The sequence below is a fragment of the Streptomyces sp. NBC_00019 genome, assembly GCF_045041015.1.
GTDB lineage: Bacteria > Actinomycetota > Actinomycetes > Streptomycetales > Streptomycetaceae > Streptomyces.
Map to the genome: position 1 here is coordinate 8,524,122 of NZ_CP108302.1, position 15,494 is coordinate 8,539,615.

Annotated in this window: 9 protein-coding genes and 1 pseudogene; 6 read left to right on the forward strand and 4 right to left on the reverse strand. The window is 70.7% G+C overall.

Translation table 11 applies throughout. The annotated features are described in order from the left end of the window. Positions 1-31: 31 nt before the first annotated feature. Entirely contained in the window at positions 32-2,947 is a 2,916-nt protein-coding gene (locus OHU89_RS39495) for a glycoside hydrolase family 48 protein (protein ID WP_405649799.1), read from the reverse strand. A gap of 251 nt (positions 2,948-3,198) precedes the next feature. Between OHU89_RS39495 and OHU89_RS39500 the strand changes: the two genes are divergently transcribed. Beyond that, positions 3,199-4,692 (forward strand): cellulase family glycosylhydrolase, encoded by a 1,494-nt coding sequence (locus OHU89_RS39500; RefSeq protein ID WP_405649801.1) that lies wholly within the window; start codon positions 3,199-3,201, stop codon positions 4,690-4,692. 57 nt (positions 4,693-4,749) lie between these two features. After that, positions 4,750-6,468: a glycoside hydrolase family 6 protein gene (locus OHU89_RS39505; RefSeq protein ID WP_405649803.1), complete on the forward strand. Its 1,719-nt coding sequence runs from the start codon at positions 4,750-4,752 to the stop codon at positions 6,466-6,468. Positions 6,469-6,553: 85 nt separating this feature from the next. On the opposite strand, the pseudogene OHU89_RS39510 reads toward OHU89_RS39505, so the two are convergent. Next, a pseudogene (locus OHU89_RS39510) lies at positions 6,554-6,921 on the reverse strand (phytanoyl-CoA dioxygenase); the annotation flags it as partial. Positions 6,922-7,024: 103 nt separating this feature from the next. Here OHU89_RS39510 and OHU89_RS39515 point away from each other — a divergent pair. Next, positions 7,025-7,924, forward strand: coding sequence for a class I SAM-dependent methyltransferase (locus OHU89_RS39515; protein WP_405649804.1), 900 nt, complete (start codon positions 7,025-7,027; stop codon positions 7,922-7,924). Between the two features lie 3 nt (positions 7,925-7,927). Here OHU89_RS39515 and OHU89_RS39520 read toward each other — a convergent pair whose 3' ends face one another. Further along, entirely contained in the window at positions 7,928-9,355 is a 1,428-nt protein-coding gene (locus tag OHU89_RS39520; RefSeq protein ID WP_405649806.1) for a glycosyltransferase family 39 protein, read from the reverse strand. 200 nt (positions 9,356-9,555) lie between these two features. Here OHU89_RS39520 and OHU89_RS39525 point away from each other — a divergent pair, with 200 nt between their 5' ends. Together OHU89_RS39525 and OHU89_RS39530 are read left to right on the forward strand one after the other, a co-directional pair. Next, positions 9,556-13,134, forward strand: a complete 3,579-nt coding sequence (locus tag OHU89_RS39525) for a hypothetical protein (protein ID WP_405649808.1) — start codon at positions 9,556-9,558, stop codon at positions 13,132-13,134. 61 nt (positions 13,135-13,195) lie between these two features. Further along, entirely contained in the window at positions 13,196-13,897 is a 702-nt protein-coding gene (locus tag OHU89_RS39530) for an SDR family oxidoreductase (RefSeq protein ID WP_046258022.1), read from the forward strand. Between the two features lie 47 nt (positions 13,898-13,944). Here the strand turns inward: OHU89_RS39530 and OHU89_RS39535 are convergent, their stop codons facing one another. Then, positions 13,945-14,532 (reverse strand): calcium-binding protein, encoded by a 588-nt coding sequence (locus OHU89_RS39535; RefSeq protein ID WP_405649810.1) that lies wholly within the window; start codon positions 14,530-14,532, stop codon positions 13,945-13,947. A 176-nt stretch (positions 14,533-14,708) separates the two neighbouring features. Here OHU89_RS39535 and OHU89_RS39540 point away from each other — a divergent pair, with 176 nt between their 5' ends. Then, the gene (locus OHU89_RS39540; RefSeq protein WP_405649812.1) at positions 14,709-15,458 is read left to right on the forward strand and encodes a LuxR C-terminal-related transcriptional regulator; all 750 of its coding nucleotides are present in this window, start codon (positions 14,709-14,711) and stop codon (positions 15,456-15,458) included. Positions 15,459-15,494: the final 36 nt, after the last annotated feature.

Here is a 15,494-nt window from a genome sequence, read left to right on the forward strand (position 1 = left end):
ACCGGCCTTCTCGCGGAACGCTTCGCGGGGGCTATTCGAGAAGCTCCGCGTACGAACCCATGGCCAGGGCGATGTCCGCCTGGGCCCAGAACCGGTGATACGTGAACGACGGCGCCGCACCGCCCGCCAGATACGCCTCGATCTTCGACCAGGCCGGGTCGTCCTCGTAGAAGGACCGGATGGAGTCGAAGGTCGACGACGAGTTGATGGCGTCACCGTTCGGCATCGTCCCGGTCCAGCCGGACGGGACGTACACCCCGTCGTCGAACCGGTTGTAGTCGGAGCGGGTCTCCGGAACGGCGATGCCCAGGGCGTCCTGGTGGTTGTCCCACATGCCGTCGAGGAGTGCCTTCGCCGTGGTGGCGGCAGCGGTGTCACCGGAGCGGTCCGCGTAGTACGTCAGGGTCTTGGCGTACGCGGCGGCCACACCGACGTCGTTGGTGTAGTCGGCGACGGTGACGTGAAGTCCGCTGTTGGAGCCGGGACTTGACGCGTTCCAGGTGTCGGGCTGGCCGGACCACTGGAGGGTCGACGGGATCTGGTAGGTGCCGTCGGGGTTGATGGTGGTGTGGTCCAGCGCCCAGTCCACCCACTTGTCGAGGACGGTCTTCGCGGCCGCGTTCCCCGTCTGCTGGTAGTACTCGGCCACCCGCTCCATCGACCACGCCTGGAAGCCGAACCACTGGTTGGACGGCGGGTCGTGGTAGACGGGCTGCTGGTCGTAGTACATGCCGTAGAAGGTGGACTTGCCGGCCGGCGGGGTCGCGTAACGGCCCGCCCAGCTGTTCGTCGCACCGCCCGCGATGGCGCCCTCGTTGGACTGGAGCCAGCGGTAGAACTCGATCTGCCGGGTCAGCGAGGTGCCCCAGTCGGCGGCACCCGTGCTCGACTTGGGCTTCAGGTCGGCGTAGGCGCTCAGCGCGTACGCGGCCATCGGGTTCTGGTAGCCGCCGTGCGCATGGCTGGAGCCGATGCGCCAGGCCCAGCCCGCCGAGGTGTCGGTGGCGCCGCCCCAGGCGTAGTACCAGGACATCAGGTACATCGAGGCGTCCTTGCCGGTCCCGGCCGCACAGGTGGTCGGTCCGACGCAGTTGCCGATCTTCTTGAAGTACTTGTCGTACATCGAGTAGCGCAGGTAGTCGCCCATCTTCGCGGCCTTGGCGACGGTCGCGGAGATCTGGCTGCCCTTGCCCTGGGCGTCGGCCCACTTGTCGGCCCAGTACGCGGCCTGCACCGCACGCGCGTCGGCGTCCGGGGCGTTGGTGAACTTCCACTGCTTGGCGTAGGAGGCGTCACCGGTGAAGAGGTCCAAGTACCCGTTCTTGCCGCCGTACTTGAAGGCGTCGCAGGTCGGCTGCGGCACTGTCTCCCACACCGACTCCTGCGCGCCACGCTGGAAGGTGTTGATGTACGACGGGCCGGTGTCCGTCGGACCCGCCTCGCACTTGCCGGGCGCGTTGCCGTAGCCGTAGACATTGTCGACGTCCTGCAACCAGTGCATACCGTAGACATCGTCCGTGCCGTACGCGCTCTTCAGTTCACCGGCGATCGGATCCGAACCCACCGACACCCCGGTGTCCAGCTTCGCCGGATACTCGTTGGGCGTGTCCAGCTCGGGCGCGTAGGTCGCCGGCTTGGAGGCGTTGTAGAAGGAGTTGGTGGGCTGGTCGGCGTGCGTGGGGATCATGTACTTCTCCATGATGTCCCAGGCACCGTTGAACTTGGTCCAGTCGCCGGTCACCTTGCCGTACATGGCCTGCAGCCAGAGCAGATAGCTGTATGCCTCCGACGTGGTCTCGTGACCGTGGTCCGGGGCCTCGACGATCAGCGTCTCCACCGAGTGATAGGGGATGCCCTCGGGTGAGAAGTAGCCGTTCGCCGGGTTGGTGATCTTGCCGTACAGCTCCAGGAAACGGGCGTCGTACTCGCCCGCCGCCTCGATCTGCGTGACCGTCACCGACGACTTGGCGTGCCCGGTCGCCGTCGACTCGAAGGTCGCGGCTCCGGTGCCGGAGGCGTCGGCCGTGATGGTCACGTTCTGGGCGGTGTTCCAGTTCGACGGGGTGAAGGTCAGGGAAGCCCCGCCGGTCACGGACAGGCCCGAGTTGCCGGTGGCGCGGGTGGTCGTCACCGTCACGTTCGCGGACGGCTGCGTCGACAGCTTCACCCCGAACGTGCCCGTCTCGCCCTGCTGCACGGCGAGTTGGGTCGCCGAGGCCACGATGGCGGGGCCCGAGACGACCGTGATGCCGACCGGTGTGGACTCCGCCGACGCGCCCAGGCTGTCGTACGCCTTCGCCAGCAGCGAATGACTGCCCACGGTCAAACTTGAGGCCGAGAGCGAGAACGGCGAGGTCGTGTCGGTGCCGAGCAGCGTGGTGTTGTCGTAGAACTCCACCTTGCTGATCGTCGCGCCGTCGGCGGCCGCGGCGGTCGCCGCGAGCGGGACGGCGTTGCCCTGCGTGTAGACGGCGCCCGCTGCCGGGCTGGTCAGCACGGTGATCGGCGGCTGGTGCGCGCCGGTGCAGCTGGTGCCGTTGATCGCGAAGGACGTCGGGGCGGCGTTGGTGCCGCTGTAGGTGAACTGGGCGCCCGTGGAGACCGCGGCACCGGCCGCGATGTTCGCGTTGTGGGTCGCGCTGTTCACCGTGACCGTCTGACCGGACTGGGACCAGGTGCCGTTCCAGCCGTTCGACAGTTTCTGGTTGCCTGAGTAGGCATACGTCAGGGTCCAGCCACTGATGGCGTCCGTACCGCGGTTCGTGATCGTCACGTCCGTGGTGAAGCCGGAGCCCCAGTCATTCGTCTTGTAGTCGACGCTGCACTGAACTGCCGCTGCCTGTGCGGGAGTTGAAGCCACGCTCAGCATGGCGAACGGCAGAGCCAGGGCGGCTGTGACAGCCGTCCATAAGCGCCGGACAGTCCGGCGTCTCCTTCTCGGTGCCATGTGCTGGTTCCTCCTTGCGGCTCGGAGAAGTCAAGGCTTGAACCAGTGGGAGCGCTCCCATAGTGAGGATGAGGGTGTGAGGGGTCAAGATGCTTGAAGAGTCGAAAAGATTCGATGAATGTGGTTGAGGAAAAGTCAAGTGACTCCTCTGTTCTTTGCCGTCACTTGGCGCTAACTTCGGTGACACCAGTGGGAGCGGTTCCATCAGTCGACGCGTCCGTCACGACGCGCTGATCTGCAAGGAGTCGCTCATGCGACACCCCCCGCGTTCAGTACTTTTAGCCGTCGCCGGCGCCGTGGCCCTCCTCGGGTCGGTGTCGGTGCCGGTGGTCACGGCGTCGGGAGCCACCCCCGCGTGCACGGTGGAGTACTCCGTCACCAGCCAGTGGGACACCGGCTTCCAGGGTGCCGTGACGATCACCAACAACACCGCCGCCGTGAACAGTTGGAGTCTCACCTTCGACTTCGCGGGCGGACAGAAGCTGGGCCAGGGCTGGAGCGCCGAATGGTCCCAGTCCGGTACCACGGTGACGGCGGCAGATCAGAGCTACAACGGCGCGCTCGCCACCGGCGCGAGCGTCAGCGCCGGCTTCCTCGGCTCCTGGTCGGGGAGCAACCCGTCACCGACCTCGTTCAAGCTCAACGGCACGACCTGCAACGTCGACGCGGACCCCTCGCCCACGCCGACACCCACACCGACACCGACCGGTCCACCGGACATCGGTGACGGAACACCGCCGGTCCTCAGGGCCTTGGGGAACAAGCTCGTGGACGCCGACGGCACCACCCGTCGTCTGCTCGGCGTCAACCGTTCCGGCGGCGAGTTCATGTGCGTGCAGGGCCGCGGCATCTGGGACGGGCCGGTCGACGACGCCGCCATCAGGGCGATCGCCGACTGGAACGCCAACACGGTCCGCATTCCGCTGAACGAGGAGTGCTGGCTCGGCCTGTCCAACATCAAGCCGGAGTACGCCGGTTCGCACTACATCGACGCCGTCAAGGACCTGGTGGCGAAGGTGAAGGCGAACGGCATGACGCCGATGCTCGAACTGCACTGGACCCACGGCCAGTACACGGGCAACTCGGCGGGCTGCTCCGACGTGCACGCCGGCTGCCAGAAGCCGATGCCCGACATGCAGTACACCCCGTCCTTCTGGACGTCGGTGGCCAACACCTTCAAGGACGACCCGACCGTCGTCTTCGACCTGTTCAACGAGCCCTACCCGGACCGCGCGACTGCCACGACCACCCAGGCGTGGCAGTGCTGGCGGGACGGCGGCACCTGCTCCGGCATCGGCTACGAGGTCGCCGGTATGCAGGATCTCGTCGACGCCGTACGGGCGACCGGCGCCGGCAACCTGATCCTCGCCGGCGGGATCGCGTACTCGAACGACCTCAGCCAATGGCTGACGTACAAGCCCGACGATCCGAAGAACAATCTCGCGGCCGCCTGGCACGTCTACAACTTCAACACCTGCGCGAACGAGAGCTGCTGGAACTCCCAGCTCGCCCCGGTGGCGGCCCAAGTGCCGCTGGTCGCCGGGGAGATCGGCGAGAACACCTGCGGTCACTCCTTCGTCGACCAGGTCATGAAGTGGTTCGACGACCGTGGCCTGTCCTACCTGGGCTGGACCTGGAACACATGGAGCTGCACCTCGGGTCCCGCTCTGATCTCCAGTTACGACGGTACGCCTACGGCGTACGGCATCGGGCTGCGCGACCACCTGCGCTCGCTCGACGGATAACCGCTCTCGCACCACCGAAATCCGAGAACCTCGCGACGGAGAAGGAAACCCGCACTCATGAGTCGTACCAGAACTGCGCTGCTCGCGGCCATGGCCCTGGTCGCCGGGGCCTCCGGGACGGCGCTCGCCGTCAATCCGGCGGACGTCGGCGCGGCCGCCGTCCCCTGCACCGTGGACTACAAGATCCAGAACCAGTGGAGCACCGGCTTCACCGCCGCCGTGACGATCACCAACAACGGTGCCGCCAAGAGCAGCTGGGCGGTCAAGTGGGCGTACGCCGGCAACCAGCAGGTCACCAGCGGCTGGAACGCCAAGGTCACCCAGAGCGGCACGGCCGTCACCGCCGCCAACGAGTCCTACAACGGCACACTCGCCACCGGCGGTTCGGCCAGCTTCGGATTCCAGGGCACCTACAGCGGCACCAACGCGATTCCGGCCACCTTCACCCTCGACGGGGTGACCTGCAACGTCGACGGCGGCGGTCCGACGGACCCGACGGACCCGCCGGACCCCGGGACCGGAACCCGGGTCGACAACCCGTACACCGGCGCCAAGGTGTACGTGAACCCGGAGTGGTCCGCGAAGGCCGCCGCCGAGCCGGGCGGCAGCCGTATCTCCAACCAGCCCACCGGTGTGTGGCTGGACCGGACCGCCGCCATCAACGGCGTGAACGGCGGCATGGGCCTGCGCGACCACCTCGACGCGGCGCTCACCCAGAAGGGCTCCGGCGAACTGGTAGTCCAGCTCGTCATCTACAACCTGCCCGGCCGTGACTGCGCCGCTCTCGCCTCCAACGGAGAGCTCGGCCCGACGGAGATCGACAAGTACAAGACGCAGTACATCGACCCGATCAAGGCGATCCTCGCCGACTCCAAGTACGCCGGACTGCGGATCGTCACCACCATCGAGATCGACTCGCTGCCCAACCTCGTCACCAACACCGGCAGCCGTCCCACCGCCACCCCGCAGTGCGACGTGATGAAGGCCAACGGCAACTACCAGAAGGGCGTCGGCTACGCCCTGAACAAGCTCGGCGACGTCGCCAACGTCTACAACTACATCGACGCCGGACACCACGGCTGGATCGGCTGGGACGACAACTTCGCCCCCAGCGCGGCCATCATGAAGGAGGCGGCGACCACCGAGGGCGCCACCGTCAACGACGTGCACGGCTTCATCGCCAACACGGCCAACTACAGCGCCCTGAAGGAGAACAACTACACCATCAACGACAACGTGGCCGGCAAGTCCGTCCGCGAGTCCAAGTGGGTCGACTGGAACCGGTACGTGGACGAGCTGTCCTTCGCCCAGGCGTTCCGCAACCAGCTGGTCACCACCGGCTTCAACTCCGGTATCGGCATGCTGATCGACACCTCCCGCAACGGCTGGGGCGGCACCGCCCGGCCCGCGGGACCGGGAGCGACGACCGACGTCGACACCTACGTCAACGGCGGCCGCTACGACCGTCGTATCCACGTCGGCAACTGGTGCAACCAGTCCGGAGCCGGACTCGGTGAGCGTCCGCAGGCCAGCCCGGCCGCCGGGATCGACGCCTACGTGTGGATCAAGCCCCCGGGTGAGTCCGACGGTTCGAGCTCTGCCATCCCCAACGACGAGGGCAAGGGCTTCGACCGGATGTGCGACCCGACCTACACGGGCAACCCGCGCAACGGCAACAACCTGTCCGGCGCTCTGCCGAACGCGCCGCTGTCCGGGCACTGGTTCTCGGCACAGTTCCAGCAGCTGATGACCAACGCGTACCCGCCGCTGCCGTAACACCGTGAATGCGGCTGCGGGACCGTTGTGGCTGGTCGCGCAGTACCCCGCGCCCCTTTGGGGGCGCGGGGATTCGCCGGGTCCTTCAGTCCTCCCGCGCCAGGCCCCGGCGGATCGCGAACTCCAACGCCGAGTAGTCGGCGTCCGCCCGCTCCGGCTCATGGGGTACCGCCGACATCAACGGCGGCTGCGCCATGAAGCGGGGGCGCGGTACGTCGAGATGCGAACCGACCCGGATGCGGGTCGGGGCGTCCGCCTCGCCGGCCTCGCTGAACAGGAACAGCATCAGCAGGGCGCGATCCCGCGAGCGCAGGTTCGTGTACGGGAGACCGGCGCCCTCCGGAACGTAGCTCGGGACCCTCCGTGCCGCCCTGCGCCATGTCGGCCACCCGCACCACCGGGTCCTGCCAGGTTGCCGGGGTCTTCGGGGTCGTACCCCGTCTCCCGCCACAGCCGGAGCGGACGCACCCCATTTTTTGCCGTCCCGGCAACAGTGGTGGCCTCCCCACGGTGCGTCGGCGCACGCTGGCCGCACCCGGACGAGAGGCTGACCCCCATGGCGCACGACCACCACGGCCACACGCACGACCAGCACGGCCACCACCACGACCACACCGACATCGACTGGGCCGAGATGGCCCCGATGCTGGAGGAGCAGGCCGAGCTGTACATGCCGATGTACGAGCGGGCGATGGCCTGGCTCGCCAAGCGGCAGACCGAGCCCGGGCTGGTCGTCGACGCGGGCAGCGGACCCGGTGTCGCCTCCTGTCTGCTCGCCGAGAACTTTCCCGGCGCCCGGATCGTCGCCGTCGACGGCTCCGAGCCGCTTCTCGAGCGGGCCCGCGACCGGGCGGGCCGGCTCGGCGTCGCGGACCGGTTCGGCACCCTCGCCGGCGAACTGCCCGGCGCGCTGGAGGAGTTGGAGTATCCGGCCGACCTGATCTGGGCCAGCTGGAGCCTGCATCACCTCGGCGACCAGCGGGCCGCCCTCGCCTCCTTCGCCGACCGGCTTGCGCCCGGCGGCACGCTGGCCCTGCTGGAGGGCAGCCTGCCCACCCGGTATCTGCCGCGCGACATCGGCATCGGCCGCCCCGGACTGCAGGCCCGGCTCGACGCGCTGCACGAGGACTGGTTCAGCGAGATGCGGGCCGGGCTGCCCGGCACCGTCGCTGTGATCGAGGACTGGCCGGCGCTGCTGGCCTCCGTGGGCCTCAAGCACACCGGCACCCGCAGCTTCCTGCTCGACCTGCCCGCCCCGACCACGGACCGGGCCCGCCATGTCGCCGTCAACACCCTGACCCGGATGCGCGAGGTCGTCGGCGACCGCCTCGACGCCGAGGACCGCGCCACCCTCGACCGGCTCGTCGACCCCGACGACAAGGCGAGCATCCACCACCGGCCGGACGTCTTCGTCCTGGCGGCACGCACCGTGCACACGGCCGCCCGCGGCGTCTGACGCTCAGCAGCGGCCCGGCCGGGCGTAGACGCTGATCTCCGCGCCCCGCACCCGGCGGGTGCCGCACCGCACGAAGTGCTCGGCGAGCACCCGTCGCTTGGCCTGCTCCTGGGCGGTCTGGTCGAGTGGCTGACCCACTGGGTCTCTCACCACGACGAGGCGCGCCGCCGCCGAGATCCGGGCCCGGATCTCGGCGGCGGGCAGCTCCGTGCCGTACAGCGTGTGCGAGGCGACCGGCCGCCGGTCCAGGGCCAGGTCCCGCAGCCCGCGCACGGACCCGGGGTCCACCAGCGACCACACGCGGCGCCGCGACGGCATGTAGAGCACGCCGTCACCGTCGTGCCCGGCCGCGCGCACGGCCTCCGCCACGGCGGTGACGTCGTCGGGACGGCTCTGCGGGGTCCGCAGACTCAGGCCGGCGGGCAGCAGTACGAGGACGGCGGCTCCGGCGGCCAGTACCGCGACCGCCCGGATCCGGCCCCGCGCCCGCAGCAACCGGTCGAGGGCGGCGCCGATCAGCAAGGCGGCACCGGCGTGACCGTAGAGCACGTAACGGTCCACGAAGAGCGGCTTGAACGGGGTGGAGAGCAGCAGCAGGAGCGCGGGCAGCACCAGCAGGGCCAGCGCGAAGCCGGTCAGCGGGCCGCGCCGGGCCGGCGGGTCACGCCGGAGCAGCACCGCGCAGACCAGCCCGAGCACGGTCACCCCGGCGAAGCCCGCAAGGTCGCCGCCCACACCGCCGATCCACGCGACCTGTGCCGACTGGCCCATGCTCACCACTGCCAGCGGGGCGAGGCAGCCGCAGACCACGGCCGCCACCCGCAGGCCGGTGCGGCGGGCGGACCGGGGCAGGGCGACGAGGTGCGCGACCACGGCGAGTACGGCGAACTCGTGCAGCAGACACGCGGCCACCATCACCGCGCCGTAGCCGGCCCACACCCGACGCGAGCGCGTCTCGACCGCCCACACCAGCAGATACGACGCCCAGACGACCAGCGCGCACACGAGTGCATACGATCGCCCTTCTTGTGCATACCGCTGCACCGGCGGTAGCAGCGCGAACACGCCCCCGGCGAACAGCCCCGCCCGCGGCCGCGCCAGCCTGCACCCCAGCAGCGCCAGCGTCCCGCTCGCCACGGCGGTCGCCAGGACCGACGGCAACCGCAGCACCAGCAGCGGATCGGCGTCGCCGAACACCCCGAACAGGCCGTGCAGCAACAGGTAGTACAGGCCGTGCACGGCGTCCGCCTGGCCGAGCGTCGCCCACAGGTCGGGCAGCGAGCGGTGCGCCATGTCGTACGACACCGCCTCGTCCCGCCACATGCTGCCGCCGCGCCGGACGCCCCACAGACCGAGGGCGAGGGAGAGGACGGCGGGCGGGAGCGCCGTCGGGTACGGACGCGGTCGCGGGCCGCCGGGAGTGTCCGGCAACCGTGCGGGCCGCAGAAGAGGTCTGGGTGAGTGTGTGGTGGCGATGGCCGGCTCCGTGGCTCCGAGGCGGATGACGTGCGGTCGTGCACCACGAGTCCAGAGGCCGAGGGATTGATGGGCAGCCCGGATCGGGACCGCCAATCAATCCGTCCGGAGCGGTTGTCAGCGTGTGGGACGGCCGCGAACGTAGGGGGACGTGCATGGGGCGCCGTGAGAAACCACTGGATCCGGGGCTCGGCGCGGTGCAGCGATTCGCCTATGCACTGCGCAAGTTGCGCGACGAGGCGGGCACGCCGACGTACCGCTCGATGGCGCGGCAGGTGGGCTACTCGGGGCCCACGCTGTCCGCCGCGGCGGCCGGGGAACGGCTGCCGACGCTGCCGGTGGTGCGGGCGTACGTCGCCGCGTGCGGGGGCGACCCCGAGGAGTGGGCGGAGCGGTGGAGGGAGGCCATCGCCGAGGAGGGCGACGCGCGCGTCTCCGACGGCTCGGACGACGATCCCGGCCCGTATCCGGGGCTGGCCCGCTTCGGCACGGGCGACGAGGAACACTTCCACGGGCGCGGTGAACTGATCGACGGGCTGGTCCGGTTGACCGGACGGGCCAGGATCACCGCGGTGGTGGGGGCGTCGGGGAGCGGCAAGTCGTCCTTGTTGCGGGCCGGGTTGATACCGGCGCTGCGGGGGAGTGCGGACTCGGCGGGGGCGGCTGGGGCGGCTGGGGCGGTGGGCGCGTGGGGCCGTGCGGCTCCGGCGGGGATGGCCGGGGCGGCGGGTGCGCGGGGGCGAGACGCTGCCGACACCGACACCGACACCGACACCGACACCGACACCGACACCGACACCGACACCGGCTCCGACACCGGCTCCGATGTCGGCACCGGTTCCGGCACCGCGGGCCGCGCGCGGCGGCGGCCCGCCGTCATCCGGCTCCTCACCTGCGGCCCCCACCCCGCCCGTACCCACGAGGCCCTCTTCACCCCGCACTCCGGTCCCGGCGACACTCTGCTCGTCGTCGACCAGTTCGAGGAGGTCTTCACGCTCTGCGCCGACCCGGCCGAACGCGCCCGTTTCCTCGGGCAGTTGCTGACCGCGGCCGACCCGGCGGCGCGGCTGCGGGTCGTGATCGCCGTACGGGCCGACTTCTACGGCCGCTGCGCCGAACACGGGCCGCTCGCCGAGGCGTTGCGCGACTCCACCCTGCTCGTCGGTCCGATGACACCGGCCCAACTGAGGGAGGCCGTGGTCCGGCCGGCCGCGGCACGCCGGATCGTGGCCGAACGCGCTCTGACCGCCCGGATCGTCGCGGACGTCGCCGGTGAACCCGGCGGACTGCCGCTGATGGCACACGCACTGCGCGAGGTCTGGCGCCGCCGCACCGGCAAGACACTCACCCTCGCCGCGTACGAGGCGGTCGGCGGCGTCCAGGGTGCCGTCGCGCACACCGCGGAGTCCGTCTACACCGCCTGCACACCGGCCGAGGCGCTGGTCGTCCGGGCGTTGCTGCTGCGGTTGGTGAACCCCGGCGACGGCACCGAGGACACCCGGCGGCCCCTCGACCGTACGGAGCTCGACGCCGACGCCGCCACCACCCGCGTCCTCGAACGACTCGTCGGGGCCCGTCTGTTGACCGTCGACGGCGACACGGTCGAACTCGCCCACGAGGCACTGATCGCCGCCTGGCCCCGGCTGCACGGCTGGGTGGACGAGGATCGCGACCGGTTGCGGCTGCACCGCAGACTGACCGAAGCGGCCCGCACCTGGGTCGAGTTGGGGAGGGACGCGGGCGCGCTGTACCGGGGGGTCCGGCTGACGGAGGCGCGGGAGGTTTTCGGGGACGGGGGCGACGGGGCGGTGCAAGGCGAGTTGAGCCGTCTCGAACGTGACTTCCTCTCCGTGAGTGTCGCCGCCCACGAGCAGATCCGCCGGGCCGGCACCCGGGCGGCGCGCAGGCTGCGGGCGCTCACCGGCGGGCTCGCCGTACTGCTGTGTCTGACCGTGGTCGCCGGTGCCACCGCCTGGCGGCAGAGCGATGTCAGCGCGCGGCAGCGCGACGAGGCCGAGGCCCGCAGGGTGGCCGCGCTGTCCGACACCCTGCGCTCCGCCGAACCACGCACCGCGATGCGCCTCGCCCTCGCCGCCTGGCGCACCGCCGACCTCCCGGAGACCCGGCAGGCCCTGCGCACCGCCGCCGCACAGAGCGAGCAGGACGTGTTCACCCAGCCCGAGGAGGGCGGCCGCGCCCTCAACGCGCCCGCCTGGCTCGACGGGAACGGGCGGATCCTCACCACGGTCGTGCACGACAAGGTCGTCCAGTGGGACGTACGGACCCATCGGCGCATCCGTTCCGTCGAGCGGCCCGGGCTGTCGGAGAGCGTGCGTCAGGTCAGCGCAGACGGCAGGTTCGTCGCCTACCAGGGGCCCGGCCGCAAGGACGTGCTGATCGGCGGGCTGGTGGACGGGAGCACCCGCCGGCTGGCGGTCGGTGAGCGGCCCGACATGGAGGTCGCGTTCGGGGGCAGCGGGCGGACGGTTCTCGTCCGGTGGAGGGTGCCGGGTGCCGACGACGGGCGCGCGACGCTCGAACTGTGGGACCTGCGGCGGCAGCGGGTCGTGATGCGGTACGAGCGCGGCAGCGACGACGGGGCGATGCCCCTGCTGAGCCGCGACGACCGGCACATCGCCTGGTGCGACCAGGACGGCGCACGCCTGCGCGTCCTCGACGTCACCGCGGAACGCCTCGTCACCGGACGGACGCCCGCGGCGACCCAACGGGCCGTGTGCCAGGGCGAACTCACCTTCACCGCCGATCAGCGGGCCGTGGCCGCCGGCACCCCCGACGGGGTCGTGACCTGGGACTTCCGTGCGGGACGTGAGCGACCCCTGCTGCCGCTCGACGGAGGCGCGCTCATCGTGGAGTTCGTCGGCGACTACGCCCTGACCTGGGGTGTGGGCACCGTCGCGGTGTGGCGTACGGACCTTCCGGCGCCGGCGGGCGACCTGCCGCGCGAGCCGCTGCTGACGTACCCCGTGCAGAGCTCGGCCATCGGTGACTTCCGACTGGATCCCGCCGAGGGCGTGCTGCGCTATCGCGAGGGCGGACGCACGAGCGTCGTGCGCACTCTCTCCCTGCACGGGCTGACGGGCCGCGGCCGGCGGGACGCGGCGGCGCCCGACACGAGCGGGCGCGCCACCGTCGCCGGTGAGGAGACCGTCGCCGTCGACCCCACGGGCCGCACGGCACTCACCTACGAGGGAACGCTCGTCGATGTGTCAACGGGCGAGCAGCGCAAGGGAGTCAAGGGGGTCCAGGGCGAGGACGTCCTCACCAGGGCCGCCTTCAGCGCGGACGGCCGCTATCTGGCCGCCGCCGACGCGCAGGGCCGGCTCACCCTCTGGGACGCCCGCAGTTGGCGCCGCCTCGCCGTTGTGCGGGGGTCCGGATCCACCGTGTCCCCGGCGGCCCTGGCCTTCTCCGCCGACGGGTCACTGCTCGCGGGCAGCGGGCCCGACGGGGTGGTGCAGGTGTGGGAGACGCACACGCCCACCGTTCCCGCGGCCACGCTGCGGGCCGGGGACAGCCCTGTACGAGGCCTCCGATTCACCGCGGACGGCGGCCGGTTGCACATCACGACCTCCCATCTCGCCGACCGCGTCGCCGCATCGGCACCCCGGCGGGCGGCGGACCAGGTGTGCGCGCGGGCCGAGGGCGGTCTGACCGCCACCGAGTGGCGCCGCTACTTCCCGTCCGCCGACTACCGTGCCACCTGCGGCACTTGACTTCGAGAACGCTTCAAGTGATCTACTCCCCGGCATCCGCAGGACACCACAGGGGGTAACCATGACCGACTCTCCGGTCGCACTGATCACCGGCGGCGGCAGCGGTATCGGCGCCGCGGTCGCCCGGCAACTGCTCGCGGCGGGCCACCGGGTGGCCGTCACCGGGCGCGGCGAGGAGCGGCTGCACGGCTTCGCCGAGGAACTCGGCAACCCGGAGGAACTGCTGACGCTCGTCGGCAACGCGGCCGACTACGACAGTGTGCGGTCGGCGGTCGACCGTACGCTCAAGGAATTCGGTCGACTGGACACAGTCGTCGCCAACGCCGGCTTCGCCACCCACGACTCCGTCGCCGAGGGCGACCCCGCCGGCTGGACCGAGATGGTGCTGACCAACGTCCTGGGCCCGGCGCTGCTCATCCGCGCCTCCATCGACGCCCTGAAGGAGACGCGCGGCCGGATCGTGCTGGTCGGGAGTGTCGCCGGGTTCGTGCCCGGTCCGGGCAACATCTACGGGGCGACGAAGTGGGCGGTGACCGGGCTCGCCGAGAACACCCGGCGCCAGGTGACCGAGTGGGGCGTCGGCGTGACCCACATCGCGCCGGGCCGGGTGGAGACCCCCTTCTGGGACAGCTACGGCAGCCTCCCGCCCGGCCACCTCCTCACCGCCGACCAGATCGCCGACTCGGTCGTGTGGGCCATCCGGCAGCCCGAGGGTGTCGACGTCAACACCGTGGTCGTACGGCCGATCGGCCAGCCCAACTGACGTGTGTGAGGGGCGTCCCCGCCGGGCGAGGGCGCCCCTCGTGACGCCTAGCCGAACACCTTGACCTCACAGCCGTGCGTCTCGTCGATCCGGTCGACGTAGCAGACGTCGTGCCCCCTGTAAGCGTGGATCACGTCCCGCTCGTTGTCCTGGGCGTAGAACGTGTCGCGGCCCGCGCTGCCCCTGAGGGTGTCCCGGCCGGAGTCGCCCCTCAGAGTGTCGTTGCCCCAGTTGCGGGCGAAGTCGTTTCCGTCGCCACCGTCCAGGGTGTCGCCGCCGGCGTGGCCTCGCAGGGAGTCGTTGCCGGCGAAACCGCTCAGCCGGTCGGTGCCTCCGTTCCCCCGGAGAACGTCGTTGCCCTCCTCGCCCCCGATCCGGTCGTTGCCGTTTCCTCCATTCAGCCGGTCGTTCCCCGCGTCACCACAGATGACGTCGTTGTTCTCGCCGCTGTCGACCGTGTCGTTCCCGCCGAGACCGACGACGACGTCCCTGGCCGAGCCGGTGTTGAGGACGTCGGCCCCGTTGCTGCCCCACGCCGTGGCGTAGAAGCCGTAGCACCGCGGTGTCGCGGCCGCCGCCTCCGTCTGCGCCGCGACGACCATCCCGCCCGCGAGGGCGAAAGCCGCGCTGGCCACTGCGAACGTCCTTGTTCGTGTTCGTGCCTTCATCGCTGAACCCCGTTCGTGGATCGAATACCTGGGCTCCACGGTGAACTCACCCGGCCCCGGCCACCATTCGCCATTTGACGAATCCCCGGGGCCCTCGCCCGCAGAGGCGTACCGTCGAAGGAGTCAGGCGACAGGAGGCGGACATGAGCCGTCACTCGGTCACGACACGGGACCTGCGGACGATGTTCGACGTCCTCGACGAGGCCCGGCACGACGACGGCGAGGAGTTCCCGCCCCGCAGCCTGCTGCGCGGGCTGGGACGGCTGATCCCGTGCGACGTGGCCGGGTTCGACGAGGTCGACAACCCCACCCGCCGGTATCTGCACCTCCAGGAGGAGCTGTACGCGGGCGACTACGGCGACGATCCGCACGTCGAGGCCTATTGGCGCTGGCGGCACCAACATCCGCACTGCCGACTGGCCGACCAGGCCTGCGGCCGTCTCCCGGTCGCCCAGAATCTGGACTACCAGTCCGCACGGGAGATACGGGACCAGGCCTTCTACACCGAGTATCTGAAGCCCGTCGTCAACACGCTCTTCGTGATGCTGCCCAGCGCACCCGGCCGCATCCGCACGTACAACTTCTCCCGGGAGACCTCACGCCGCTTCAGCGAACGCGACCGCCTCGTACTGGAGATGCTGCGTCCGCACCTGTACACGGTCTACCGGGAGGCCGCGCTACGGCGGCAGGCGCCGGTGCGGCTCACCGTCCGGGAACTCGACGTCATGCGGGCCGTCGCGGACGGGCTGGGCACCGCCGCCATCGCCCGGCAGTTCGTCGTCGCCCCCAGCACCGTCCGCAAGCACCTGGAGAACACCTTCCGCAAACTCGGCGTCTCCAGCCGTACCGCCGCGGTCGCGCGGCTGTTCCCGGAGCCCGAGGCGGGGACATGACGAAGGCCCGGGCGGCGCACCACCGCCCGGGCCCCG

What these genes read in the sequence shown, in the direction of transcription:
- OHU89_RS39495 (WP_405649799.1), bottom strand. Translation starts at nt 2,947, where the DNA reads ATGGCACCGAGAAGGAGACGCCGGACTGTCCGGCGCTTATGGACGGCT.
- OHU89_RS39500 (WP_405649801.1), top strand. Translation starts at nt 3,199, where the DNA reads ATGCGACACCCCCCGCGTTCAGTACTTTTAGCCGTCGCCGGCGCCGTG.
- OHU89_RS39505 (WP_405649803.1), top strand. Translation starts at nt 4,750, where the DNA reads ATGAGTCGTACCAGAACTGCGCTGCTCGCGGCCATGGCCCTGGTCGCC.
- OHU89_RS39515 (WP_405649804.1), top strand. Translation starts at nt 7,025, where the DNA reads ATGGCGCACGACCACCACGGCCACACGCACGACCAGCACGGCCACCAC.
- OHU89_RS39525 (WP_405649808.1), top strand. Translation starts at nt 9,556, where the DNA reads ATGGGGCGCCGTGAGAAACCACTGGATCCGGGGCTCGGCGCGGTGCAG.
- OHU89_RS39530 (WP_046258022.1), top strand. Translation starts at nt 13,196, where the DNA reads ATGACCGACTCTCCGGTCGCACTGATCACCGGCGGCGGCAGCGGTATC.
- OHU89_RS39540 (WP_405649812.1), top strand. Translation starts at nt 14,709, where the DNA reads ATGAGCCGTCACTCGGTCACGACACGGGACCTGCGGACGATGTTCGAC.